Here is a 25,786-nt window from a genome sequence, read left to right on the forward strand (position 1 = left end):
TTATACTATTTTAAAATTATAAAAAACGCATAATATCAAGTGTAGAAAGTTTGATATTATGCGTTTTATCATGAAAAGATTTTCTAAATCATCTCCTCAAATTGATTTTTTCACAGTCTAAAATAATTGATATATAAACTATGAATTGGAGTTATTCTGACTCCTTACGAAAGCTAAATAATCCAGCAGTTAGAGTTAACATTCCAAATAGGGTAGCGAGAATTGAGTGATTTTCTCCAGTATTTGGCAAAGTCTTAGCTACTTGTTTCGAAATAGTTTCAGTCTTAGTTGCTAACGGCTCAGCTTGAGTTTTTGTACTACTTGCGTCATTTCCTTTTTGTTCTGTAGTTGTTGGAGTATTATTACTATTTACAACTGGAACAGGAGTTGTAGTACCTCCGTTATCACGGCTTGCGGCAACTTTGAAAGTCATAGCATAGATACTAAAGTGATTGGTTTCAAAAGTAACCTTATCTGTATCTTGTTTGAACTTCAATGCCTGTAAAGTACCATCTGGAGCAACATAGTAAACATTTTCAACTGGCTTATCAGCAGAAAGACTTACTAGAACCATGCCATTTGGCTGGATAGCTTTACCATTCGCGTCATATAGATGAATGTCAAATGCCTTGTAGTCTTTTGATTCAAGTGAAGTCGGCTTGGTTTCTTCTACCTTGATATAGCTGACATTTTTGAGTGTTGCTTCTGAACCATGCACTTGAACGCTTCCAGCTTTGTTCGAAAGAACACGAGTATTGTTTGGGGTGGCTGGATTAAGCGTAGGCGTTACGGGAGTTGTCGGTGTTATTGGAGCAACTGGTGTAACTGGATTTACAGGTTTCTCGCTTGGCTTCTCTGCTGGTTTCGCTGGCTTAGCAGGTTGTGATTGATCAGCTGGAACAGGAGGAACACTTGGTTGCTTGTCTGGCTTAGGTTGTTCACTTGGCTTTTCTGCTGGTTTCGCTGGTTTAGTAGGCTGTGGTTGATCAGCTGGAACAGGAGGAACACTTGGTTGCTTGTCTGGTTTAGGCTGTTCACTTGGCTTCTCAGCTGGTTGCACTGGTTTAGTAGGCTGTGGTTGATCAGCTGGAATAGTAGGAACACTTGGTTGCTTGTCTGGCTTAGGCTGTTCACTTGGCTTAACTTCTGGTTTTACTTGCTCAGCTGGTTTTTCAGCAGGGTTCTTAAATAAGAAAACGTAAGTATCGTAGGTTTCACCATATAGATTGTATGAGTGAGTTTTAGTTTTCTCATCATAGCGATTTGTTTCTTCACTTGGGAATCCTAGATAATAGAGTTCTTCCAGTTTTCTATCCTTAGTTAATGTGTAAACCTGAATATCTTCTTTCTTCTCTTTTGATTTGATAGTTAAAGAGATGCCACCACCTTGGAGAGTTCGATTTGTTCCGTAAGTTGGTTTTCCATTTTTATTAGGAACTTCATAGAAGATTGTATAAGCTTCGTAGTTCATTCCTTCCAACTCTGGAACTTTTACTCGAACAAGAGCAGGTTTAAACCTACTGTCCATATCTCCAAATCCGCTACCTTTAAATTTTATCTCTTTACCGTTTTCGAACATCGGATTATTGAAATTCGAATTAAAAGTATTTACTTTTATATGAGATCCTGCATGAAGCAAGTCTGGTTCAGCTGTCCACCAACCGTAAGATGTTTTTTCTACATTTTCAGCAGGAAGTGGAGCAGCAAGGTCGTTTGTTGTTAGAGTAGGGCGACCTGTTCCGTTATTGAACCAACGTTTTGGCTGGTCAGTTCGATAAGGAATCTTTGGTAATCCAGCATTTTCAGCTGGTTCCACTGGTTTAGTAGGTTGTGGTTGCTCTGCTGGTTTAACTTCTGGTTTTGCTGGGTTAGTTGGTTTTTCAGAAGCACTTGGATTCTCTGCTGGTTTCTCTGGCTTAGCAGGTTGTGGTTGCTCTACTGGTTTAAGCTCTGGTTGAGGGTTTTCTGCTGGTTTTGGAGTTGGAACGGGTGTTTCAGCTGGTTTATTTTCAACCGGCTTCTTCTCAACTGGTTTCGAAATTTCAGCAGGTTTTTCCGTTTCCGCTGGTTGTGGAGCTTTCGGTGTTGGTTTTTCTTCTACTGGTTTATTTTTAGTGTAAATAAAATAGTATCGAAAAAGATTATCTCCTTTACCATTTTTGTAGCCAGAACCACGCAAAGCATAGGCTGCATCATAGCTAACTCTGACAACTTTTGGATCTGGATCGATATCTGGATGATCTGTGGTTGCTTTTACGACGTGGCTAAAAGTGTAGTCGGAAAATTTTTTTGCTGTTAGTATTCCATCTGCATCATCTTTATCGGTATCGAACCGTAATGATCTAACTGTTGCGTGTTCTGGACTATCAATCCTGGATTCAGTAGTGTATCCATATTTTTGGACACGATCAGCATCCAAGAAATCTGCTTGGACTTCGTATTCTCGATAAGTCCAGTCTGCTAAAGTAGGAAAGCCTTGCCCATTTGTTCCGGGAATTGGCGTGTTTAGAAGTTTATCAGCATCTATTCCAGAAAGAGCGTAAAGCTTTTGATTTGCTTCAGATACAATCTTGTCGTTCTCTTCCTTAGTCATAGACATGACTGCGCCAGCTTTGTATGCCAAATCTTCCGCCACCATCTTCTTCATCTCTTCAGAATCTGTTATAGGTTGTTCTGGTTCAGGCGTTATGATTGGCAGTCCTGGCTCGGGTAGCTGATTGGTTGGATCGACGTTGTATTTTTTCTCGATCTCAGCATTTTTCTTGTCCTCTGCGATGGCTTCATCTGTTCCGTTTGCAAGAATGTTGCCCTCGGTCGAAGGTTTTTCAACAGGCACGGGCTCTTCTACCGGCTTTTCAGCAGGTTTCGAAACTTCTTTGTCTAGCTTTGGTTTTGGTTTAGCGATTGGGTCAAGCATACTGAAATCAACCCAGCTACCATTGGGTTTTGGTGCAGGTGTTGGTCTCGCGGCAGCATTTGGCTGTGGCGCAACGTTTTCCTCGGCATGCACCAAAGTTGGCACTACAGCACTAAGAGTGACAGTAGAGAAGGTAACAATACCTAGTTTAGTGAGTTTATTCATAATTTTTCCTCCTCAGGAATATAAAATTGCCTTTTTAGGCTTATAAAATGACAAAATCAACTTCCTTTCAAGACCACAAAAGCAAAATTTTGAGCCAACTCATTCTCTAAACATTTAATGTTCTTGATAGAAGCCTTAAATGAACCTTCATCCATTAACTGAACAATACAGCTATCATACTATTACATATCTTAATAATTTTTAAATTTTTTGTTGCCAAAAATTAGCTACCTCCTTTAGAGATAGGGAACTAAGTGTATCGCGTAACGACCGTTAAACGATACACAAAAAATACCAGTCTAATACAGGTTAAAAACACTGTTAAACTCGCATTTTTTAAAATATTCATACTATTGTTTTGACTGTTTTATCAAACGGTCGTTAATCGAAACAAATTTACGGCTTCATTCTACCATTTTTCCCTGTTTTTAGCAATGATTTTCCGTTTTTTTTGACGATTGTTCGCCACTTTATTACGTTCTAACACTTTATATAGGGTTGATGTAGAAATTTGTTCAGTTTTTGCAATATTACGTATGCTTATATTTGAATGTAGATATTTGTTAAGTATTCGCTCCTCCTTTTCTTTTGAAATCCGTTTTGCTCCTAATCTAACACCATTTTCCTTAGCTTTTCGAAGTCCCTCTTTTGTGCGAAACCTCAGATTTTCCAGCTCATTTTCTGCCACAAAGCCTAAAATAATGCAAAGTAACCTGCCAATAAGAGAACCTGTTTCTAGTTTTTCATGCAAACTGACTAGGTGGATATTAGATTCATTAAATAGTTCAATAAGTTCTAGTAGCTTAAACATAGATCGAGTCAATCTATCTAACTTATAGATAGTGAAAGTGACCTGCTTGCCATCTTTCGAAAAGTCAGAGGCCAGTTTTAAGGCTTTTGTGAGTTCAGGACGAGTGTTATTTGCACCAGATTCCTTTTCTATAAAAAGTTTATCGCAATGTTTGAGAGCTTCGATTTGCACTTTCAATCCTAGGTCTTGCTTATGAGTAGATACACGGGCGTAGCCTATGTTGATAGTCTTTTGAGACATAAAAATCCTCCTGTTATCTTGATACAGAGGGATATTTTACTATGAATTTTAGAATAAGAAAAGATCTCAATTTGATAATCCCTATGAACTACACCCCAAAAGCTAGATTGTTCTATCTAACTTTTTAGGGTGTACATAGATAGGGAAGGTATAATTATAGGAATTTTACTTGCTTCTTTACCTTACCAAATAATCACGCGCTCTTCTGGTGAACGCCACATACCGTCTCCTTCTTTGACATCATAGGTTGTAAAGAAATCATCGAAGTTTGGTACTTGTACATTGACACGGAGTTTGGCTGGTGCGTGTACATCGACACTAGCCAAAAGTTTCATAAATTCTGGACGACCTTTCATACGCCAGATGCGACCGAAGTTGTAGAAGAATTCTTCTGCTGAGAAGTCTGGTTCTCTCTTGGCTGCTTCAAGCGCTGCAGCGATTCCTCCCAAGTCAGCAACGTTTTCTGATACAGTCAATTTACCGTTAATAGTTGCACCATAAGAATCCTGTCCATCAAACTGGTCAATAACTTTTTGTGTTTTCTCCTTGAAGGCAGCATAGTCACTCTCTGTCCACCAATCCTTGAGGCTACCATTTTCATCAAAGGAAGCTCCGTTGGTATCAAAGGCGTGAGAAATTTCATGGGCAATAACTGCCCCAATCCCACCGTAGTTAGCAGAAGATGACTGATGCAAATCATAGAAAGGTGCCTGTAAAATGGCCGCTGGAAAGACAATCAGGTTCTTCTGTGGATTATAGTAAGCATTGACCATATGAGCAGGCATGCCCCATTCCTTATAGTCTACAGGCTGGTTCCACTTGCTCCAACTGTGTTTGATTTCCACACGCGCAAAGGCTAAAGCATTGTCAAAAAGACTAACCGTTTCATCCACTACCTTGTCCTTATAGCGTTCAGGCAATTCTTCTGGATAACCGATATAAGGCTTGATGACATTGAGTTTGACAATGGCCTTGTCACGAGTTTCAGGAGTCAACCAGTCATTTTTAGCCAAGCGTTCCTTATAAACATCAATCATGGTTGCCACTTTTTTCTCCACGTCCGCCTTGGCTTCTGGAGAGAATTTTTCATGGGCATACCAGAGACCCAAGGCTTGTTTGAAAGGACCCTGTGCTAGCTGGTAGGCTGCCTTGACCTTGTCTTTGGCCTCTGGAACTCCAGAAAGCGAACGACTGTAAGCACCTGACAAGACACGGATTTCTTCTGTTAAATAGCTGGTTGAAAGATTAACAACACTTAAAATTAAGGTTGCCTTGAGGAGAGGCCAGGCCTCTTCACTATAGAATTGGTCTGCTGCTTGCCAGAAGCGTTCCTCGTCTACGATAACCTTGTCTGGTACTTGTCCAAGAACGACTTGGAAGAAGTCATCAAAAGGTAGGGAAGGTGCGAATTTCTTGAAATCTTCATAAGAATATGGATGGTAGAGTTTAGCATATTCTGAACTTTCTTCATTAGAAAGCACCACTGCCGCAATTCGGCGGTCCAATTCTAGTCTTTTCTCTAGCAAGTCTTCAATTTCTTCATCAGAGAAATCATAAGCCTTGAGAAGATTTACGCTGCTTTCTTTCCAAAGAGTCAAAAGCTCTTCACGCTGAGGATGGTCTTCAGCATAGTAGGTCGTATCTGGAAGGATCGTGCTTGGAGCGCTAGCCCATAGAACATTGATTCTAGCATCCATAAAGTCTGGCGATACACCAAAAGGAAGGAAGTTTGGTTTTCCTGCAAGCTCAAACTCTGCTAGTCTAGCTGTAAAATCCGCAAAAGTCTCCAATTCTTGGAATTCTTTAAGGAGTGGTAAGACAGGTGTGATACCGTCAGCTTCTCTTTTGTCAAAATCACGAACTAGGCGGTGGTATTTGACAAAGTTTGCCAAGATAGCATCCTCAGGCACCTCTTCACCTGCCAACCACTTGTCTGTTGTCGCCAGCATCAGGTCTTCAATTTCCTGATCTAAATCAACAAAACCTCCCGTTTGAGACTTATCTGCTGGGATTTCAGCTGTTTTCTGCCATTCTCCATTGATTGCATCATAAAAATCATCTTGATAACGTGTCATCTTGTTCTCGCTTTCATTTGTACTTGTTTTTAGCTTAACAAAAATTAACTGGGAATGCAATTAAAAATGAACTGATATAGTAAGTTGAAACTAGAATAGTACCCGGGGATGCTAAAACATTTCTAGACATTAATTTGATTTCCCTAATCAAGTTGTCCATAGCTTATTTCAATCTACTGTATCATATTTTTAGGAAAATTTATAGTCTTATCAGCAAAAACACCAGAGTATCCCCTCTGATGTTCGATAGTTTTAACGAAAGCCTTGTAGGGTTTGAGCAAGCATCTGCAAGAAAGCCAGCTTCCCTCTCTCTTTGCTAGGTGCTTTGGCAATCTGTAAACCAAAATCAATCACGGACTTAGGGGCTTGATAATGATGTGTCATGAGGTAAAAGGACAACCCTTGACTCAATTTGGCCATGACTGATTGATATTTTTCATTCTTGTTTAAATCTTGTATAGAAAGACGAAATAGGTCACTCAACTCCCTATTTTCATTTATTTCTTTTTGATGAAGAAGATGCTCTACCCTTTCTCGAAATTCAATTTGCATCATGGAATTATTACACCAAATCCTGGTCTAGGTGCCCATGGACCATAATTAATCCATCCATTGACTATTACACTTCCTGTGTACCCCCAAAATTCTCCAGGATTGATACTACATTTTGCTCTACCGTTAACGTCTACACAATACACTCCTGGGGCTAAATCTCCACCAGAACCTGTAATGGACTCTAAATATTTATCTGAAAGAATTTCAAATTGCTTCATTATAATAATACCTCTAAATTTCTATATAGATTATTCGAGTATCGACAACTCGTAACAGTTGGAATCGATCTCTTAGAATTATTTTACTATCAATTCTTGGTTTTTGTCAAGAAATTAATGCATATCATCCTGGTTTTTTGATTTGAATGCGGTAAAACCCTCTAAAATCCGAACATAGATTTTCAAAAAATTAAAATAATAACTGAAAAACAATAGAAAGTATAGTGGATTGAAATAAAATGTGAACAAATCGATTGGCTGCTTTCAATGAATTTCTAAAAATGAATTAGAAGTCATATTATACTATTCTAACTTCAATCCACTATAGTTTGTAAATGATTCTGAGAATCTTATGAGTCCAAGCAATAATAGGCTTCATCTTGCTTCATCTTTGAGAAATTCAATTGTAAAAAGAAGAAAAAACTGGATCCGTAGAATGTGCTGCGATTAATCCCGACATAGTCACAGCCTGTTTGATATATCGATTCCCTTGCGTGATGTGTAAAGATTTTTTAATTCCTTATTTTAATTTTTTTAAAAATTAACTTGACTTAATTTTTTTTTTAATGTATATTAAGAGGCAGGAGGAATACAAGTTTATGATACGTATCGAAAACCTCAGTGTCTCCTACAAAGAAACGTTGGCACTTAAGGATATTTCACTAGTGCTCCACGGACCAACAATTACCGGTATCATTGGCCCAAACGGCGCTGGGAAATCAACACTAGTAAAAGGGATGCTGGGAATTATCCCACATCAAGGTCAGGCATTTCTCGATGACAAGGAAGTTAAAAAATCCTTACACCGAATCGCCTATGTCGAACAAAAAATCAATATCGACTACAACTTTCCCATCAAGGTCAAGGAATGTGTCTCGTTAGGACTCTTTCCCTCTATCCCTCTCTTTCGAAGTTTAAAGGCTAAACATTGGAAGAAAGTGCAAGAAGCCCTTGAAATCGTCGGTCTAGCTGACTATGCTGAACGGCAAATCAGTCAACTGTCTGGAGGTCAATTCCAGCGGGTCTTGATTGCCAGATGTTTGGTACAGGAAGCCGACTATATCCTCTTGGATGAACCCTTTGTTGGGATTGACTCTGTCAGTGAGGAAATCATCATGAATACGCTGAGAGATCTGAAAAAAGCTGGGAAGACGGTTCTCATCGTCCACCACGACCTCAGCAAGGTTCCCCACTACTTCGATCAAGTCTTGCTTGTCAATCGAGAAGTGATTGCCTTTGGTCCAACCAAAGAAACCTTTACCGAAGCCAATCTCAAAGAAGCTTACGGTAATCGACTCTTTTTCAATGGAGGTGACCTATGATTGCAGAATTTATCGATGGATTACAAAAATTCCATTTCTTACAAAATGCCTTGATAACAGCCATTGTCGTCGGGGTCGTAGCTGGAGCTGTAGGATGTTTCATCATTCTACGCGGGATGTCACTCATGGGAGATGCCATTTCACATGCTGTCTTGCCAGGTGTAGCCCTCTCCTTCATCTTGGGCGTTGACTTCTTTATCGGAGCCATTGTCTTTGGATTGCTAGCTGCCATCATCATTACCTACATCAAGGGGAACTCGATTATCAAAAGCGATACCGCCATCGGCATTACCTTTTCTTCTTTCTTAGCCCTCGGTATCATCTTGATTAGTGTCGCTAAAAGTTCAACTGACCTTTTCCATATCCTTTTTGGTAATATCCTAGCCGTCCAAGATACGGATATGTTTATTACTATGGGTGTTGGGGCAGTCATTCTCTTGTTAATCTGGATTTTCTTCAAGCAACTCTTGATAACTTCCTTTGATGAACTCTTGGCTAAAGCCATGGGAATGCCTGTCAATTTCTATCACTACCTTCTCATGGTACTCTTGACTCTCGTGTCTGTGACAGCCATGCAAAGTGTCGGAACTATCCTGATTGTAGCCATGCTGATTACCCCAGCTGCAACTGCTTATCTTTATGCTAATAGCCTGAAAAGCATGATTTTCCTTTCCTCAACCTTTGGAGCGATAGCTTCAGTTTTGGGGCTCTTTATCGGCTATAGCTTTAACGTTGCGGCAGGTTCTAGTATCGTGCTCACAGCTGCTAGTTTCTTTCTCATTAGCTTCTTTATCGCTCCAAAACAACGATATTTGAAACTGAAAAATAAACATTTGTTAAAATAAGGGGCAAAACCCCAATAAATTGGAGGATCTAATGAAAAAATTAGGTACATTACTCGTTCTCTTTCTTTCCGTCATTGCTCTTGTAGCATGTGCTAGTGGAAAAAAAGATGCAGCTTCTGGTCAAAAACTAAAAGTTGTTGCTACAAACTCAATCATCGCTGATATTACTAAAAATATTGCTGGTGACAAGATTGATCTTCACAGTATCGTTCCTGTTGGCCAAGACCCACACGAATACGAACCACTCCCTGAAGACGTTAAGAAAACTTCTCAAGCTGATTTGATTTTCTATAACGGGATCAACCTTGAAACAGGTGGCAATGCTTGGTTTACAAAATTGGTAGAAAATGCCAAGAAAACTGAAAACAAAGATTACTTTGCAGTCAGCGAAGGCGTTGATGTTATCTACCTTGAAGGTCAAAACGAAAAAGGCAAAGAAGACCCACACGCTTGGCTTAACCTTGAAAATGGTATGATCTTTGCTAAAAATATCGCAAAACAATTGAGCGCTAAAGACCCTAGCAACAAGGAATTCTACGAAAAAAATCTTAAAGAATATACTGATAAGCTAGACAAACTTGACAAGGAAGCTAAGGAGAAATTTAACAACATCCCTGCTGAGAAAAAACTCATTGTAACCAGCGAAGGATGCTTCAAATACTTCTCTAAAGCCTACGGTGTCCCAAGTGCCTACATCTGGGAAATCAACACTGAAGAAGAAGGAACACCTGACCAAATCAAGACCTTGGTTGAAAAACTTCGCCAAACAAAAACTCCTTCACTCTTTGTAGAATCAAGTGTGGATGACCGTCCAATGAAGACTGTTTCACAAGACACAAACATCCCAATCTACGCACAAATCTTTACTGACTCTATCGCAGAACAAGGTAAAGAAGGCGATAGCTACTACAACATGATGAAATACAACCTTGACAAGATTGCTGAAGGATTGGCAAAATAATACTCTTTGATTTTCGAAGAGTATAAGCCTCTGAAAAACGTCATTCTCACACGAGCTGGCGTTTTTTCTATGCCCACATTTTCAGTCAAATCATTGGAAAATTCTAACTGTTTCAGCTAAAATGGAAGAAAAAAGATTGGAGTATCTTATGGTAACTTTTCTCGGAAATCCTGTGAGCTTTACAGGTAAACAACTACAAGTCGGCGACAAGGCACTTGATTTTTCACTCACTGCAACAGATCTTTCTAAAAAAACTCTAGCAGATTTTGATGGGAAGAAAAAAGTCTTGAGTGTCGTTCCTTCAATCGATACAGGCATCTGCTCAACTCAAACGCGTCGTTTTAATGAAGAACTGGCTGGACTGGATAATACAGTTGTCTTGACTGTTTCCATGGACCTCCCTTTTGCCCAAAAACGTTGGTGTGGTGCTGAAGGTATTGAAAATGCCATTATGCTCTCAGACTATTTCGACCATTCCTTTGGACGTGATTACGCCCTCTTAATCAATGAGTGGCACCTATTGGCACGCGCAGTCTTTGTCCTCGACACTGACAATACGATTCGCTACGTTGAATACGTGGACAATATCAATTCTGAACCAAACTTCGAAGCCGCAATTGAAGCTGCTAAAGCCCTATAGAAAAAATCCTCTGTCACAAAGAGTTCCCTACTCTTTGAAACGGAGGATTTTTGTTTACAAGTAAATATAAATTAAATCAGATAAAAACAACTGCCTTACTCTACAGATTTCAAGGCTTCAAGCATATCAACCTTTCTCAGATGATGATTGACAAAGAAACCAAGCAAGGTCAAAATGATGCTTACTGCTGCCACTGGAATTACATAGACTTCCCAGCCTACCTGCGGATAAAAGAGAATGGTCGCAGGCGAAATCATTTGAATCAAAAATTGGTGTAAATAGAAACCAGATACCAAACCAAGTACGATTCCCACAAGGGACAGCACAATCGTCTCACGGTAAATGTAGAGAGTGACTTCATTGTTATGAAAACCGAGAACCTTGATAGTGGAGAGTTCACGGATTCTCTCAGCTACGTTGATATTGGTCAGATTGTAAAGGATAACAATAGCCAACAGAACCGATACGATGACCAAGATGGTCATGGTCTGATTGAGTGAACTTGCGACCGAGTCAAAGAGTCGAATGGCTGAAGCATTTTGGACAACGCTGGACACCGCAGATTGATTCATGAGTAAACCTGCCTGTCTTTCGATACTAGTAGCACTGGTATCCCTTAACGAGACCAAATAAGTGTTGGCTTGGGGTAGCTGTCCGTAAATTTGCTCATAGCTAACCTGACTCATATAAATAAAGTGACCAACGTAGTTCTCAGCAATAGCAGCGACCTTTAGCTTCTTACCTTCAATTTCTAGAGTCTGTCCAACCTTGACACCTGCCAGCTGGGCAAGTTTAGCTGTAATAACGACGCCATCTTTTAATGTCAGCTCCTGCTGATGATGTTGCAGATGAATAAAGGGAGTCAAATCTTCCTTCTCTGTCATCATAAGGGTAATGGTCTGAAGACCATCCTTACCTTTGAAATCCTTGTCTAGCATCTTAGAATAAATTTTCTGGTAGGCTTGAATATCCTGCCCTTTCAACACTTTTTCCAACTCTGCCTTGTCTTGATTGGTCGCACTAGGATTTTCAGAAACAATCATCTGATACTGTTGGATTTGTTGAAACTGTCTAGACGGAACTCCTGCTACAGAGGATTGGATTCCCAAACCTGCAAAAAGCAGAGCGACTGAACCTGCCACACCAAAGATTGTCATCAACATCCGCTGCTTATAACGGAAGATATTGCGGGCTGTTACTTTATGAGTAAAACTGAGACGGCGCCAGATAAAAATGATGCGCTCTAGTAAGATTTTAGCTCCTTTAACAGGAGGTTTAGGCAGTAAAAGCTGGGCTGCTTCATCATGAAGTTCTCTACGAGCTACCAAGTAGGCTGGTAACACACTCGCCAACCAACTCAAGACAAGAGCCAGTAAGCTATAGGTCCAATAGAACTGAATCTGGGTTTCTCCCACCACCATGCCTTTTGTAATGACACTTGAAATCACACTGGCTAGTAAATAATGGCCAAGTATACTACCTAGAGCCGTTCCGACAGTTCCAGCTACTAGACCGTAAAGGAGAAACTTGGCGATAATATCCTTACTGCGATAGCCCAAGGCCTTAAAAATCCCTGCATGAGTTCGCTCTTCATCCACAAAACGAGTCATAGTTGTAAAGGTCACCATAGCTGCTACGGCATAAAGAACCACAGGAAAGATATTGCCCACTGCTCGAATACTGGCTGAAGCATTGCTATACATGAGATAGCCCTGACCACCTGACATGTTCTGACGATTATAGACTTGATACTTGGGCTCAGCTAAATCATCCAAGACTTGCTGATGTTTTTCTAATTTTTCCTTTTCTTGGGCTAGATTTTGTTCGGCCTGCTTTAGTTTATCTTCTTCCTTGTCCAATTCCTGTTTGGCTTGGGTAAGTTGAGCACTGGCCTGCTCTCTCTGGGCTTGAGGGAGCAAGGCTAGTTGACTTTCTTGAATCTGTATACGAGCTTGAGCAGCTACTAAACGACGCTTGCCTTCCTGCAAATTAGTCTCAGCCTTGTCAAGGGTTTCTTGGCCTTTGTCTAGAGACTCTTGTCCTTCTTTTTTCAAGAGTTGCAGACGTGCCTTGCCATTATCTGACAAAGCTTGTTCAAGGTCTTCCTGATGTTGCTTGGATTTTTCTTCATAAGCTTCTGAAAAAGCATTTAAGTCTGCTAAATCTTGATATTTCAAACGAGCTATATTGTAGACTTTCTGATCAAACTGACTAGGTAAAATCACCCCATAGGCTGTCAGAGTCCCACTTCCACTTCCTGCGTAGCCCATATCTCGCTGGGAGAGGATTTCAGCTGAATCCACAAAACCAGTAATGGTATAAGTATGGTCTTTTAAAGAGGAATGACCCTCCTTTTTTTCTTTAAAACTAATCTCCTGTCCCACGCTGTATTGGCCTTGCAAATGGGTGGCCAAAGCGATTTCCATGTCTGACTGAGGAAGTCGTCCCTCTCTTAGCTGAAAGGTTGAAATTCGCTCTGGTTTGGAATATAGTCGAATAGCATCCTGCCCATTATCCATGGTCACATCTGTCAAATAGCCAAACTCGACCTCTGCGCCCTCTATCTGTTCTAGTTCTTCTTGATCTGTTTGATCCAAACCATAGTTAGACATAACTGCCAAATCCAAGGTTTGAGCAGTTGTTAAATAAGCATTAGCTGTCGCCTCCATGTTGGGGCTAGTCACTTTGAGGCCTACTAGGGCTAGAGACCCCAACATCATCAAGGTTAAGATGGATAAAAAACGCCCCTTGGAGCCTGTGAAGGACTGAATTAAGTCCTTCCAATAGGTTTTTCGCTTGATCATGCTAGTACTCCAAACTGTCGATATCCTGAGGATGCTGGTTGATCACCACATCCTTGACACTGGCATCGTGCATATGAATCACGCGATCAGCAATGGGCGCCAAAGCTCCATTGTGAGTCACGATAATCACCGTCGCTCCCTTTTGACGAGACATATCTTGGAGGATTTTCAAAACCTGCTTGCCCGTCTGATAATCCAAGGCTCCAGTCGGTTCATCACAAAGGAGGATCTTAGGATTTTTGGCTACTGCGCGTGCAATGGAGACTCGCTGTTGCTCCCCTCCAGAAAGCTGGGCTGGAAAGTTATTGAGACGATGAGCCAGACCTACATCTGTCAAGACCTGCTCAGGATTCAAGGCATCTGTCACGATTTCTGAAGCCAACTCCACATTTTCCTTAGCGGTTAGATTGGAAACTAGGTTATAAAACTGAAAAACAAAGCCTACATCATTGCGGCGGTAATTGGTCCTCTGGTGGGAACTATAGTCTGCAATATTAACACCATCTATCCAGATTTCCCCCTCATCATTGGTATCCATTCCCCCAAGAAGGTTAAGAACCGTTGACTTGCCTGCACCAGATGCACCTAGAATAATAACCAATTCACCCTTTTCAATCTCAAAATTCACATCGCGATTGGCCACAATCTCCGTGTCCCCAACCTGATAACGCTTGTAACAGTGTTTCATCTCAATATAAGCCATCAGACCCACCCTCTCTTAAACAAATTACTTCATATTACCATTATAACGCTTTTTCAACTAGTTGGAAACTGCTTACATTCTCAAATCCTTATTAAAAGGCAGTTTCAAATTACTGCCTTCTAATACTCAATGAAAATCAAAGAGCAAACTAGGAAGCTAGCCGCAGGTTGCTCAAAGCACCGCTTTGAGGTTGTAGATAAGACTGACAAAGTCAGTCACATATATACGGTAAGGCGACGCTGACGTGGTTTGAAGAGATTTTAGAAGAGTATAACATCTTCTTAAAAATAAAATTGAACAAGATCGCCTTCTGCTGTTGCCACCGAAATACAATCTTTCCCCATGCATTTCGCTTTTATTTTTTCTTGATTCATTTTAATCACACTCTTCTCAATATCTGGATAAGAAACTCGCAAATCTCCTCCACTCCTTGATAAAATGGTCAACTGTAAAAGTTTTTTATCCTCCCACCTCATGCTCACTTCAAAATGTCCACGTGCCATTAAGCCTGAAACAGAACCTGTTGACCAAGCATCAGGTAGGGCAGCTAGAGGCTCCAGATGGGCTGTGTGAGACTGGAGCAACATTTCCGCCATACCACTAGTAGCACCAAAATTACCATCTATCTGAAAAGGAGGATGGGTGCACCAAAGATTGGGCAAAGTGGATGTCTTTAACTGCTCTGCTAATAATTTATGGGCTCGATTGCCATCTCCCAAACGCGCCCAGAGATTGATCTTATTAGCCTTGGACCAACCTGTGCCCCCATCTCCACGATCATTGAGACTAGCACGCGCGGCTTCAAGATACTCCTGCCCCTTATAGCTAAAGAGATTGCCAGGATAAAGTCCCACTAGATGGGAAGCGTGCCGATGCTGGGCCTCCACTTTTTCATTTTGAAAATGTTGCTCTTCCTCCTCATACCACTCCCTGATTCGACCAGATTGAGTGATTTGAAGAGGATTTAGTAAATCAAATTTTTCCTTGACTTCAGTCAACAAGTCCTCATCCAGACCCAATTCCTGAGCAGCCTGAATAAAATCATGGAATAATTGCCAAACCAGAGATTGGTCATAGGTATTGCCAATCGAAATCGGACCATGTTCTGGCGAGTAAGACGGAGAAGATACCCAACGCTGCGTCTGCTGATCCTTATGTAAAAAATCATTCCAAAAACGCACCGTTTCCCTCAACATGGGATAAATTTTCTCCCTGAGATAGTCTTGATCCCTATAAAATGAATAGGCTTCATAAACAGTTTGCATCATCCACGCATTGGCAGCTGGTGACCAACCCCAATAGTAATCCCAACCAGGTGCCGTCCAGCCAAAAGGAGTCGCTTGAGTATGAACCAACCAACCATTCTCCTCCCCTTCCTGAGAGACGATTCCTGCATACCTTACAGCCGCTAGGCGACCATAGACACGCAAATCATCGATATAGTTGATGACCGGAAAGGCTGTCTCTAATAGGTTAGTCACATAGGCTGGCCAATAATTCATCTGCAAGTTGATATTCAGGTGATAGTCCGAATTCCAAGGAGGATTGTCGACCGCATTCCAGACCCCTTGCAAGTTAGCTGGTAGAGCATCTGGACAATCTCTGGAAGAACTAATCAATAAATACCGTCCATACTGGAAGAACAACTCCTCCAAAGCCTGCCCTTCTTGCGGCTTATAATTTTTTAGCAAATCATCCGTAGGGGATGATTCAAAATCAGCTCCCAAATCCAATTGAACACGCTGGAATAAGGCTTGGTAGTCCTCAATATGCCTTGATTTCAATTGGGCATAGCCCTTTTCTTTAGCTGTGTCCACCAAGTCTATCACCTGTTGCTCTAAATCTAGTTTCTTGCGATAATTACTAGCAGGATTTTGGGCAAAATCTGTCTTAGCTGCCAAGAAGAGATTGGCATAACTGGCTCCTAATATCTGAATCTTATCTGACCAGACTCTAATGTCTCCATCCGTTTGCCAAGCTAGACAGGCAGCAAACTGGAGGTCATTGTCCTTAACTCTTCCCCTCATCAAGATATAAGTATCAGTGACATCCAGCTGGCATTCCTTGTAATCAGATTTTTCCTGCTCATACTTTCCATCAGAAGCCAAATCATTTGTCAAGGTCAGTTCTATAGTAAAATCTAGAGTTTCCGCCCCTTCCTTAGTGAAATGCTGAACCAAGAGATCATCTGGAAAACTCGCAAAGGCTTCACGTTCAAATCTCGTTCCCTTATAGGCATAAGAAGTCGTCGCAAGCGCCTTACTGATATTAAGCTGTCTCTGGTAATCCGTCACCTGAGACAAAGTCTTGCCTTGCTGGCTGAACTCAATGAAAATATCTCCAAAGGACAGATAGGTCCCATATTGACTCGTTTGGGGCCCGACCAGGTGCTCTTCAGCCAGTTCCTTAGCCCGATTGTAATCTCTCTTCTCCAAAGCCTGGCGAATCTCAGCTAAAAAACCATACTGATCCTGAAGATTTCCACCCTGATAATCTGAACTATCAGGAAGTGGACCACCAGACCAGAGACTTTTTTCATTGAATTGAATCCGTTCAGCCCCTATAAGGCCAAATACTTTAGCCCCTAAAGAACCATTGCCTATCGGTAAGGCCTCTTCTTCCCAACCCTTGTAAGTGGTTGAAGCTGGTTGCTTGTAGGTCAGTACATAATCTTGTTTTTTATTCCTTATCATACTTCCATACTAACATAAAAAGCCTAGAAATCAATCCTAGGCTTACAATTTTTTATTTTCCAAGGTAGTATTCAGAAACTACGTTCAATTTTTCGTCGAATTCGAATACCAATGGTGGGAAGTTAGGGATTTCCACGTCCATGATTTCGTCATCTGACAAACCTTTGATGTGTTTTACAAGGGCACGGATTGAGTTACCGTGAGCTCCTACGAATACGTTTTTGCCATCTTTAAGAGCTGGAGCGATTTTATCTTCCCAGAATGGAAGGGCACGTTCCAAAGTCACTTTCAAGTTTTCAGCATCTGGGATAACTGAGTCGTCAAGTGAAGCATAACGACGGTCTGTGTGAGCTGAGTGCTCATCATCACGGTCCATGTTTGGAGGCAATACATCGTATGAACGACGCCAGATGTGAACTTGCTCATCACCAAATTGTTCAGCAGCTTCAGCTTTGTTTTTACCAGTCAAACCACCGTAGTGACGTTCGTTCAAGCGCCATGATTTTTCAACTGGAACCCACAATTGGTCAGAAGCTTCAAGAGCCAAGTTCGTTGTTTTGATAGCACGTTTCAATACTGAAGTGTAAGCTTGGTCAAATTCGATACCAGCTTCTTTGATCAATTTACCAGCGTCAATCGCTTGTTGTGTACCTTTTTCAGACAAATCAACATCAGCCCAACCAGTGAAAAGGTTAGCTTTGTTCCATTCAGACTCACCGTGGCGAGCAAAAACCAATTTTACCATTAGATGGATTCTCCTTTAAATTTTCCGAGGTTTCCCCTCGTTTATCTATTCTATTTTACACAATTTTTCACAAAAAAGCTAGTCAAAACCAAAAAGGAAAGGACTGTTTGACAATCCTTTTCCTTATTTTTTATCCTTCAACTTTAAATTTTTTGAGACTTCCTAAAAATAGTGAACCACCGATAATTGCTAGGATTCCTCCTACCCAACCAAGGGCTGGAATCAAGCCAACTGCTCCACCTACGATTAATAGGACAGAAGGAGCCGAACCAACACGACTTTCTCCCTTATAGTATACAATCGCAACAATTCCTAAAACTAAAATAGCAATTTTTAAAACAGTTGGAAGTAAAACTCCTGCAACTCCTGCAACTGTTGTAGATGCAGTTAATTCAGGACTCTGTGTAGCTGTTGCTGTAGCAGCTGTACTCACAACTGCTGCTAGTAAAAGAAATGGGGCAATAAGCAAGTATATTCCACCTACTAAACCAACAATACCACTATAAAGTGCTAAAGCTTTTGACTTCATAATAAATCTCCTTTAATATTTTATACTAAATATTATACCATAACTAGTTAAAATACTCAATTCATGAATATTCTCCAGACTACTCGAAACTATTTCTCTTCAAATCCTTCTGCGACTGCGTCTGCAAAGTTTTCTTCTACGATGCTTGCACAGTGGTCACAGATAACTGCGTGGTAGCTACGTTCTGCTGTTGTTGGGTCGATACGACGGCAACGGTCACATACTTCACCTGCAGCACGTTCAACTGTAAAGGCTACGTCTTCAAAGCTTACAGCAGCTTCTGGAGCTGGTCCTTCTGCGATGGTCAATTCAGACACGATTAAAAGTTGAGCTACATTGCTGTTTACTGCTTCGAGTAGAGTTTTCACAACTTCGTTTGGATAAACTGTCAAGTGTGCTTCAAGTGATTTACCGATTACTTTGGCATTACGAGCTTCTTCCAAGGCTTTTTGAGCTTGTCCACGGAAGTCCATGAAGGCTGCCCATGTATCCAAGATTTCTTCTTGATTAGCAAAAGTTTCCGCTTCTGGTAATTCTGACAATTGAACAAAGTCTTCGGCTTCAAACTCTAGATATGACCAGATTTCCTCTGCTGTGTGAGGAAGGATTGGTGTCAAGAGTTTGGTGATTTTAACAAGAATGTCATAGAAGACAGTCTGCATTTGACGGCGTTCCAATGATTTGGCACCTTCAATGTAAACAACGTCTTTGGCAAAATCAAGGTAGAAGGCTGACAAGTCAACGTTGATAAAGTTCACCAAGGCCTTGTAGATTGTCAAGAATTCAAAGTTTGCATAAGCATCACGAATGGTCTTGACAAGCTGGTTAAAGCGAATAGTCATGTACTTATCAACTGAACGAAGCTCATCGTAAGCTACTGTATCTTGAGCTGGGTTAAAGTCAGATGTGTTAGCAATCAAGAAACGAAGAGTGTTACGAATCTTACGGTAAGTTTCAGAGACTTGGCTCAAGATATCCATAGAGATACGCACGTCGTTGCTTGAGTCAACACTTGTTACCCAAAGACGCAAGATTTCAGCACCGAATTGTTTTTCAACATCGCTTGGCGCAATGGTATTTCCAAGAGATTTAGACATCTTCTCACCTTTACCATCAAGGGTAAAACCTTGTGACAAGATTTGTTTGTAAGGTGCTACGCCATGGTTGGCAACAGATGTAATGAGTGATGAGTTGAACCAACCACGGTATTGGTCAGAACCTTCTAGGTAAAGGTCAGCTGGATAAGTCAGATTTGGACGATTTACCAAAACACCATTCCATGATGAACCTGAGTCAAACCAAACGTCCATGATATCTGTTTCTTTTTTGAACTCACCATTTGGTGAACCTGGATGAGTAAATCCTTCTGGCAAGAGGTCCTTAGCATCACGTTCCCACCAAATACTTGAACCATGGCCTTCAAAGAGTTGAGCCACGTGTTCAATAGTTTCAGCTGTCATGATCGCTGTACCATCTTCAGCGTAGAAGATAGGAAGTGGAACACCCCAAGCACGTTGACGAGAGATAACCCAGTCGCCACGGTCACGAATCATATTGTAAAGACGGACTTTACCCCATTCTGAGTGGAATTTCACTTTTTCAATTTCGTCCAAGATTTCTTGGCGGAATTTAGAAACTGAGGCAAACCATTGTGGTACTGCACGCCAGATGATTGGTTTCTTAGTACGCCAGTCAAATGGATATGAGTGAGAGATTTCTTCTTGGGCAAGAAGGAGGTTACCAAGTTTTTCAATAACAGTTGGAACTACCTTTTCATAGAATTGACCTTCAAACTCAGCACCAGCATTCTTCATCATGATACCACGTTCGTCAACAGTGACTGCGACTTCAAGACCATTAGCAATACCGACATTGTAGTCATCCTCACCAAAACCAGGGGCTGTATGGACAATACCTGTACCAGAGTCAGTTGTAACGTGGTCACCAAGAATAACCAATTCATCTACAGCTGTATCCCATGGGTGTTCTGTTACGATATGATTCAATTCTTGACCACGGTAAGTTGCCAACACTTGAACGTCAGCCCAACCAAATTTCTCAGACAAGCTAGTCAATAATTCTGCAGCAACCACAAACTTACGAGCTTCACCAGCAGGTTGAACCAAAACGTAATCAATATCTGCACCAACAGTCAAACCACGAGAAGCTGTGATGGTGAATGGAGTAGTTGTCCAGACAACGATATAAGTATCTGTATCTAGAACACCTTTGCCATCTTTTACCTTATTGGCATAGTAAAGGGAAGTTGAAAGCAAGTCATGGTATTCAATCTCTGCTTCAGCAAGGGCTGACTCAGATGACCAAGACCAGTAAACTGGCTTGGCACCACGGTAGATATAACCTTTATTAGCCATCTCACCGAAGACACGGATTTGAGCTGCTTCATAGTCAGGAGTCAAAGTCACATATGGATTTTCCCAGTCACCAGAAACACCCAAACGTTTAAAGTCTTCACGTTGTTTATCTACTTGAGAAAGAGCGTATTCACGGCAAAGTTTCAAGTACTCAACCAAGTCCATTTCTTTACGTTTGACACCTTGTTTTGCCAAAACTTGCTCGATTGGCAGACCATGAGTGTCCCAACCCGGGATAAATGGTGCGTAAAAACCTGACATTGATTTTGAACGAACAATGATATCTTTTGAAATCTTGTTCATAGCGTGTCCAACGTGAATATTTCCGTTCGCGTATGGAGGGCCATCATGCAAGGTGAAATGAGGTTTTCCTTGGTTCAATTCTTGACGACGTTGATAAAGTTTTGCATCCTCCCATTCCTTTTGCCAAACTGGCTCTTTGGTCGGAAGGCCTGCACGCATTGGGAAAGCTGTTTTCCCAAGATTAAGGGTATCTTTGAGTTTCATGGTATCTCCTTTATAAATAATAACAAATTAAAAACCACGACTGCCAAAAAGGACGAAAATCGTGGTACCACCTTTATTCGGAAAAAGATTTAGTCTTTCTCCCTCTTATCCCGTAACGTGGGGAACGTCAAATCTTACTCCATTCAGACTTGAGTTTTTGAGAGGATAATCTTATCGTTAGGGATTACAGGACTCACACCATCTCCTGCTCGCTGGAAATATAAGGATAAGATATTGTTCTCATATCATTTCTTATAAAATTGTAACGGATTCTTGCGGTGCTTCAAATCCTGGTGCTGAATCAAACGTTTCTGTAGCTGGTGTTGGAGCCGAAGGATGTACTGGAGCTACTTCTGGTTCTTCGTACATTGGACCAACTGGATGAGCAGGCTCTTCTTCAATTTGAGGACTCACTACAGGAATTGGAGCTTCCACTTCCTGTTTAGTCTGAGCTTCAAATTCAGCCAATTCTTTATTGGCTGCTTCAATACGAGCCTGTAACTCTGCCATTTCTGCTTGAGAGAACTGACGTGTCATATCAATTGGTTCTTCTTCTGGATGTTGCTGCAATACAGACTCACCCAAGACCTCGCTAACCACTTCTTTAAAGGCTTCATCACTGGTTTGAAGATAAGTAGCTGTTGGACGGAGAATATCTTCCCAATCTGAAGATTCAACAATAGCCAACTGACTCTCAATTGTAGATTTGAGACGTTGGTGGAAGACACGACTCTTATTCTTCAATTCTTCTGTTTCAACAGCGACTTTCTTAGCATTATCAGTTGCTTGACGAAGAATCTCGTTTGCCTTATATTTAGCTTCTTCCAACAAGCGTTGGGCATCCTGCTCTGCTTGGTGAATGATATTGTTTGAACGTTCATGTGCCGCCTGTTTCACTCGCTCAGCTGTATCCTGGGCAATCAATACAGACTGGCTCAATGAATCTTTCATTTCGTCAAAGTAAGACAAACGCTCTTCTAAACTCTTAATACGCAAATCTTTATCATGATTCGCACGAACAAGATCTTCGTAATCACGAACCACAATATCTAAAAATTCATCGACTTCTTCTGGATCAAAACCTCTAAAACGTGTGCTAAAGGTTTTATCTTTGATTTCTAATGATGTAATTGGCATTCTATTCCTCACTTACTTAATAATAACTGGACGGTTATTTTTTTCTTCTCTTTTTTTGTTTGTCCCTTATCTTGAAGCAATCTCAAGCGCCCAAATTTTCTTACACTAATCAAGTCTCCAACTTGAACAATATAATCTGATTTGTCTACCACATGATAATTTACTTGGACAAGTTTCTTTTCAATCAACTGGTTTGCTTGATTCCTAGATAGTTTTAAAACATTTGATAAAAGAACATCTAATCTAAAACTAGACACACATAAATCCAGCTCTCGATACTGTTCTAGCTTATCTATTTTCTCGGTGAAAGGACGTTCCTCCAGCGAAACGGGTATACGGCCAATTTTCTTTAATCCATCTTGAAAGAGAAGAAGAAATTGCTGATTAATCATAATCTGCGCCCGTTCTTCATCTACTAGGATATCTCCAAAAAGTTTCCGTTCAATCCCTAATTGATTGATGACTGTCCCTAAAATCTTAGCATGCGTTAAGTGTTCAAATTTATTGGAATACACAATTTCTTGGAGAGATATTTCAAAATCTGAAAACTCTGGCTGGAAATAATCTGGGTATAATAAAACTCGAACATACTCACTCGAGACGAATTCCCCACTACTGCTACAAGCAAGACCATAGGTTTTGGCCAAAATCTTTAATAGCTTCTCCTGATGATGATTGATAAAAGGAGTTAAAAAAGGAGCATAGCTATCTTCTACCTTCTTTATCCATTCCATTCCCTTGTCAAGAAATGGACGATCTTCTATGGAGAAATGCTGGTAAATCCCTTTATTCATCCTATCATCGCCAGAAAACGGACTAGGTTTTCTCCTAAAAATCGAATCAAAACAATCGCAACCCAAACAGATAAATCAAGACCTGCTATCTGTAAAGGCAGGCGTTGCAAAGGAGCAAGCACTGGTTTTACCAATGCTACAATCCAACGACCCAAACTTGATTCGTAGGCGCCTGGAAGCCAAGACATGACAGCAAAGGCTACCAAAATCAGGGAGTAAATATCCACTGCATTATAAATCAGACGAATTAAAAAAATCATTATCGTACTCTATTTCGCTTCATATCAAAGCCAAACTCACCATTTTGTTCTTCATCTGGTAAACGAATATCTTCTACATTCACAATAACATTCACTGGTGTTAACAGATACATAGTAGATGCTACCTTTTTCAGATTTCCAGCTAAAACATGACAAGCTCCATCCAAATAGTCCAAACAACGACGGGCCTGTACCTCTGTCATATACTGAAAATCAATTAAAATACTTTCGTTTCCTGCCAATAAATCAACAATTTCTGTTGCATCTTCATATTTTCTAGGATAACGAACATCTATAATTACCTTATCAGTTGAACGCTGGCTCTGATTTGCCAATTCCTGTTGTCGTGCATGCAGTCTGGTAATATTGCTATCTTTTGCACCAGCAGACTGTGAAGGTTGATTCATTGGGAGAGCCGGTTCCTGTGAAGAATTTACTGGAGTAAACACGGGTTCATTTCCTTTTTCATAAGGAACCGTTGAATCCTCATCCTCCGTAAAATAATCTATAAATCTATCGAATCTATCTTTTAAAGACATGGTTCTCTCCTACTTAAAAAATGCTGTACCTATACGAACAAAGGTGGAACCGAATTGAATCGCTTCTTTATAATCACGACTCATTCCCATACTTAACTCGGTCATAGGCATATTTGGAATTTGTTTTTCTTGAATTTCTCTTTGCAAATCTTGGGTCGCCTTGAAAATTTCTTTCAACTGCTCACTGCTAGCCTCAAAAGGTGCCATCGTCATTAAACCAACATATTCAATCTTATCTAGTTTGGCTAACTCTGGCAAGACTTCCAATAATTCTTCTCTCGAAAAGCCGTGTTTACTTTCTTCTTTAGAAATATTTACTTGAAGGAAACACTTGATGACTCGGTCACTTCTTTTTTGGATTTCCTCTGCTAGCTTTACTGAATCCAATGCATGGAAATAATCAACGTATTGAATGACATCTTTCACCTTACGTCTTTGTAAGGTACCAATCAAATGCCAAGTCACATCTCGATCTTTTAAAGCTTCATATTTCTCCAGAAACTTATCGACACGATTTTCACCAATATGATGAACACCTAGCGGAAGCAAGGCTTCCGCTGTCGGTACATCTACATACTTGGTAACTGCAATAACAGAGACTGAACCACTCTCCCGATGAGCACTCAGACTCGCCTCTGCGACTTCTCGAAAAACAAGTTCTGTATTTTCTTTTACATTCATTTACTTAACGATTTTTGAAAAATGGAGGTGTATCCAATTCATCTTCATCTTGTGATGTTGGGGCTTCAAAGCGTTCAACTGGAGAAACGACTGAATCTGTTGTACGAACAATCGATTCACGGCGAAGATCCCAATCACCAAAAGCAGATGCTTGAGTTGGTTCCAAACGACGTGGATTTTGTTTTGGCAATTCAGCTGTTTCTGCCATATCAAAATGACGATCAAAGCCATGTGAATGAGCTGGTTTCACTGTCTCACGGTAGTTAGTAGCAGGTCTAGCTTGCGGAGCCACAACCTTTTCTACGCGGTCTTGACGAACACCCGTTGCGACAACTGTTACACGAATTTCATCACGCATACTTTCATCAATTGAAGTACCGAGCCAGATGTTCACTCCTTGTCCTGCTGCTTGATTCACAATTTGTGAAGCCTCTTCTGCCTCAATCAAGGTTAAGTCGGGACCACCAGTTACGTTGACAATCACATCTTCTGCTCCATCAATTGTTGTTTCAAGAAGTGGAGAGTAAATTGCCTTACGCGCTGCTTCAACAACACGTTCTTCTCCACTACCGATACCAATCCCCATAAGAGCATTCCCTTTATTTGCCATTACTGTTTTCACATCGGCAAAGTCAAGGTTAATCAATCCTGGATTGGTAATCAAATCAGTAATCCCCTGAACACCTTGACGAAGAACGTTATCCGCTTCGCTAAGAGCCTCCAAAAGCGGTGTCTTCTTATCAACAATTTCAAGCAAGTTGTTGTTTGAAATAATCAATAGAGTATCTACATGCTCACGTAGTTGATTGATTCCTTCTACAGCAAATTGTCCACGTTTGCTTCCTTCAAAACCAAACGGACGTGTTACAACACCAACTGTAAGAGCACCTAAATCTTTAGCGATACGAGCAATAACAGGAGCAGCTCCAGTTCCAGAGCCTCCTCCCATACCAGCAGTGATGAAGACCATATCTGCGCCACTGATAGCTTCAGTCAGTGTTTCTTCGCTTTCTTCAGCAGCTTTACGACCAACCTCAGGTTGACCTCCTGCACCCAAACCACGAGTCAATTTAGGTCCCAACTGAATAACAGTCTCAGCTTTTGTACTACTCAATGCTTGTACATCTGTGTTTGCTGCGATAAATTCTACGCCTGTAACACCTTCGTCGACCATACGGTTGATGGCATTGCCACCGCCTCCACCGACACCAATTACTTTAATCACTGCACCTTGAGCAGCAGCTGTATCAAATGAAAATGTCATAATTTA

General features: G+C 40.9%; 21 protein-coding genes and 1 other annotated feature. Of the genes, 4 read left to right on the top strand and 17 right to left on the bottom strand.

Going from position 1 to position 25,786, the window contains the following annotated elements:
- Positions 1–151 precede the first annotated feature (151 nt).
- The 5 genes from N8M20_RS02485 to N8M20_RS02505 form a co-directional block, all read right to left on the bottom strand.
- A complete protein-coding gene (locus N8M20_RS02485; RefSeq protein WP_261078960.1) occupies positions 152–3,082 on the bottom strand; it encodes an LPXTG cell wall anchor domain-containing protein in 2,931 nt (976 codons plus the stop codon).
- Between the two features lie 409 nt (positions 3,083–3,491).
- Positions 3,492–4,133 (bottom strand): recombinase family protein, encoded by a 642-nt coding sequence (locus N8M20_RS02490; protein ID WP_261078961.1) that lies wholly within the window; start codon positions 4,131–4,133, stop codon positions 3,492–3,494.
- Positions 4,134–4,315: 182 nt separating this feature from the next.
- Positions 4,316–6,208, bottom strand: coding sequence for an endopeptidase PepO (gene pepO / locus N8M20_RS02495; RefSeq protein WP_261078962.1), 1,893 nt, complete (start codon positions 6,206–6,208; stop codon positions 4,316–4,318).
- A 252-nt stretch (positions 6,209–6,460) separates the two neighbouring features.
- Entirely contained in the window at positions 6,461–6,763 is a 303-nt protein-coding gene (locus tag N8M20_RS02500; protein WP_261078963.1) for a bacteriocin immunity protein, read from the bottom strand.
- On the bottom strand, positions 6,760–6,981 hold the full coding sequence (locus N8M20_RS02505) for a bacteriocin (protein WP_119920040.1): 222 nt from the start codon (positions 6,979–6,981) through the stop codon (positions 6,760–6,762). The genes N8M20_RS02500 and N8M20_RS02505 overlap by 4 nt, the downstream gene beginning before the upstream one ends.
- Before the next feature lie 599 nt (positions 6,982–7,580).
- On the opposite strand from N8M20_RS02505, the gene N8M20_RS02510 reads away from it, so the two are divergent.
- The 4 genes from N8M20_RS02510 (at position 7,581) to tpx (ending at position 10,749) form a co-directional block, all read left to right on the top strand.
- Entirely contained in the window at positions 7,581–8,303 is a 723-nt protein-coding gene (locus tag N8M20_RS02510; RefSeq protein WP_101782551.1) for a metal ABC transporter ATP-binding protein, read from the top strand.
- Positions 8,300–9,148 carry a metal ABC transporter permease gene (locus N8M20_RS02515; protein WP_049500957.1) on the top strand — a complete coding sequence of 283 codons (849 nt, stop codon included), beginning with the start codon at positions 8,300–8,302 and terminating at the stop codon, positions 9,146–9,148. The genes N8M20_RS02510 and N8M20_RS02515 overlap by 4 nt, the downstream gene beginning before the upstream one ends.
- A gap of 31 nt (positions 9,149–9,179) precedes the next feature.
- The gene (gene psaA, locus N8M20_RS02520) at positions 9,180–10,109 is read left to right on the top strand and encodes a metal ABC transporter substrate-binding lipoprotein/adhesin PsaA (protein WP_000733076.1); all 930 of its coding nucleotides are present in this window, start codon (positions 9,180–9,182) and stop codon (positions 10,107–10,109) included.
- 148 nt (positions 10,110–10,257) lie between these two features.
- Positions 10,258–10,749 (top strand): thiol peroxidase, encoded by a 492-nt coding sequence (gene tpx / locus N8M20_RS02525; protein WP_261078964.1) that lies wholly within the window; start codon positions 10,258–10,260, stop codon positions 10,747–10,749.
- A gap of 95 nt (positions 10,750–10,844) precedes the next feature.
- Here tpx and N8M20_RS02530 read toward each other — a convergent pair whose 3' ends face one another.
- The 12 genes from N8M20_RS02530 to ftsZ all read right to left on the bottom strand — a co-directional run bounded on the left by N8M20_RS02530 (position 10,845) and on the right by ftsZ (position 25,780).
- The gene (locus N8M20_RS02530; RefSeq protein WP_261078965.1) at positions 10,845–13,553 is read right to left on the bottom strand and encodes an ABC transporter permease; all 2,709 of its coding nucleotides are present in this window, start codon (positions 13,551–13,553) and stop codon (positions 10,845–10,847) included.
- A 1-nt stretch (position 13,554) separates the two neighbouring features.
- Positions 13,555–14,256, bottom strand: coding sequence for an ABC transporter ATP-binding protein (locus N8M20_RS02535; RefSeq protein WP_049524524.1), 702 nt, complete (start codon positions 14,254–14,256; stop codon positions 13,555–13,557).
- 281 nt (positions 14,257–14,537) lie between these two features.
- Positions 14,538–16,949 (bottom strand): glycoside hydrolase family 95 protein, encoded by a 2,412-nt coding sequence (locus N8M20_RS02540; RefSeq protein WP_261078966.1) that lies wholly within the window; start codon positions 16,947–16,949, stop codon positions 14,538–14,540.
- A gap of 52 nt (positions 16,950–17,001) precedes the next feature.
- Complete coding sequence (locus N8M20_RS02545; RefSeq protein ID WP_000240129.1) at positions 17,002–17,694, bottom strand: phosphoglycerate mutase; 693 nt, start codon at positions 17,692–17,694, stop codon at positions 17,002–17,004.
- 130 nt (positions 17,695–17,824) lie between these two features.
- Entirely contained in the window at positions 17,825–18,223 is a 399-nt protein-coding gene (locus N8M20_RS02550; RefSeq protein ID WP_000836729.1) for a hypothetical protein, read from the bottom strand.
- A gap of 89 nt (positions 18,224–18,312) precedes the next feature.
- Complete coding sequence (gene ileS, locus N8M20_RS02555; RefSeq protein ID WP_261078967.1) at positions 18,313–21,105, bottom strand: isoleucine--tRNA ligase; 2,793 nt, start codon at positions 21,103–21,105, stop codon at positions 18,313–18,315.
- Between the two features lie 45 nt (positions 21,106–21,150).
- Positions 21,151–21,363 (bottom strand) — a binding site (T-box leader).
- Positions 21,358–22,242: a DivIVA domain-containing protein gene (locus N8M20_RS02560; protein WP_314726169.1), complete on the bottom strand. Its 885-nt coding sequence runs from the start codon at positions 22,240–22,242 to the stop codon at positions 21,358–21,360. It overlaps the preceding feature by 6 nt.
- Positions 22,243–22,250: 8 nt before the next feature.
- On the bottom strand, positions 22,251–23,036 hold the full coding sequence (locus N8M20_RS02565) for a YlmH family RNA-binding protein (protein ID WP_261078968.1): 786 nt from the start codon (positions 23,034–23,036) through the stop codon (positions 22,251–22,253).
- The gene (locus N8M20_RS02570; RefSeq protein ID WP_049540006.1) at positions 23,033–23,296 is read right to left on the bottom strand and encodes a YggT family protein; all 264 of its coding nucleotides are present in this window, start codon (positions 23,294–23,296) and stop codon (positions 23,033–23,035) included. Before N8M20_RS02570 ends, N8M20_RS02565 begins: the two co-directional genes overlap by 4 nt.
- Positions 23,296–23,835: a cell division protein SepF gene (locus N8M20_RS02575; protein WP_049521885.1), complete on the bottom strand. Its 540-nt coding sequence runs from the start codon at positions 23,833–23,835 to the stop codon at positions 23,296–23,298. Before N8M20_RS02575 ends, N8M20_RS02570 begins: the two co-directional genes overlap by 1 nt.
- Before the next feature lie 9 nt (positions 23,836–23,844).
- Positions 23,845–24,516: a YggS family pyridoxal phosphate-dependent enzyme gene (locus N8M20_RS02580; RefSeq protein ID WP_261078969.1), complete on the bottom strand. Its 672-nt coding sequence runs from the start codon at positions 24,514–24,516 to the stop codon at positions 23,845–23,847.
- Positions 24,517–24,520: 4 nt separating this feature from the next.
- On the bottom strand, positions 24,521–25,780 hold the full coding sequence (gene ftsZ / locus N8M20_RS02585; protein WP_261078970.1) for a cell division protein FtsZ: 1,260 nt from the start codon (positions 25,778–25,780) through the stop codon (positions 24,521–24,523).
- Positions 25,781–25,786: the final 6 nt, after the last annotated feature.

The organism is Streptococcus mitis (assembly GCF_946190275.1).
Classification (GTDB): Bacteria; Bacillota; Bacilli; order Lactobacillales; family Streptococcaceae; genus Streptococcus; species Streptococcus mitis_DC.

Bases quoted from the DNA above. Each gene is read 5' to 3' on its own strand.
- N8M20_RS02530 (WP_261078965.1), bottom strand. From the start codon at position 13,553: ATGATCAAGCGAAAAACCTATTGGAAGGACTTAATTCAGTCCTTCACA.
- N8M20_RS02580 (WP_261078969.1), bottom strand. From the start codon at position 24,516: ATGAATGTAAAAGAAAATACAGAACTTGTTTTTCGAGAAGTCGCAGAG.
- pepO (WP_261078962.1), bottom strand. From the start codon at position 6,208: ATGACACGTTATCAAGATGATTTTTATGATGCAATCAATGGAGAATGG.
- tpx (WP_261078964.1), top strand. From the start codon at position 10,258: ATGGTAACTTTTCTCGGAAATCCTGTGAGCTTTACAGGTAAACAACTA.
- N8M20_RS02560 (WP_314726169.1), bottom strand. From the start codon at position 22,242: ATGCCAATTACATCATTAGAAATCAAAGATAAAACCTTTAGCACACGT.
- N8M20_RS02575 (WP_049521885.1), bottom strand. From the start codon at position 23,835: ATGTCTTTAAAAGATAGATTCGATAGATTTATAGATTATTTTACGGAG.
- N8M20_RS02490 (WP_261078961.1), bottom strand. From the start codon at position 4,133: ATGTCTCAAAAGACTATCAACATAGGCTACGCCCGTGTATCTACTCAT.
- N8M20_RS02485 (WP_261078960.1), bottom strand. From the start codon at position 3,082: ATGAATAAACTCACTAAACTAGGTATTGTTACCTTCTCTACTGTCACT.
- N8M20_RS02565 (WP_261078968.1), bottom strand. From the start codon at position 23,036: ATGAATAAAGGGATTTACCAGCATTTCTCCATAGAAGATCGTCCATTT.
- N8M20_RS02510 (WP_101782551.1), top strand. From the start codon at position 7,581: ATGATACGTATCGAAAACCTCAGTGTCTCCTACAAAGAAACGTTGGCA.
- psaA (WP_000733076.1), top strand. From the start codon at position 9,180: ATGAAAAAATTAGGTACATTACTCGTTCTCTTTCTTTCCGTCATTGCT.
- N8M20_RS02505 (WP_119920040.1), bottom strand. From the start codon at position 6,981: ATGAAGCAATTTGAAATTCTTTCAGATAAATATTTAGAGTCCATTACA.
- N8M20_RS02500 (WP_261078963.1), bottom strand. From the start codon at position 6,763: ATGATGCAAATTGAATTTCGAGAAAGGGTAGAGCATCTTCTTCATCAA.
- ileS (WP_261078967.1), bottom strand. From the start codon at position 21,105: ATGAAACTCAAAGATACCCTTAATCTTGGGAAAACAGCTTTCCCAATG.
- N8M20_RS02540 (WP_261078966.1), bottom strand. From the start codon at position 16,949: ATGATAAGGAATAAAAAACAAGATTATGTACTGACCTACAAGCAACCA.
- N8M20_RS02545 (WP_000240129.1), bottom strand. From the start codon at position 17,694: ATGGTAAAATTGGTTTTTGCTCGCCACGGTGAGTCTGAATGGAACAAA.
- N8M20_RS02515 (WP_049500957.1), top strand. From the start codon at position 8,300: ATGATTGCAGAATTTATCGATGGATTACAAAAATTCCATTTCTTACAA.
- N8M20_RS02550 (WP_000836729.1), bottom strand. From the start codon at position 18,223: ATGAAGTCAAAAGCTTTAGCACTTTATAGTGGTATTGTTGGTTTAGTA.
- N8M20_RS02570 (WP_049540006.1), bottom strand. From the start codon at position 23,296: ATGATTTTTTTAATTCGTCTGATTTATAATGCAGTGGATATTTACTCC.
- N8M20_RS02535 (WP_049524524.1), bottom strand. From the start codon at position 14,256: ATGGCTTATATTGAGATGAAACACTGTTACAAGCGTTATCAGGTTGGG.
- ftsZ (WP_261078970.1), bottom strand. From the start codon at position 25,780: ATGACATTTTCATTTGATACAGCTGCTGCTCAAGGTGCAGTGATTAAA.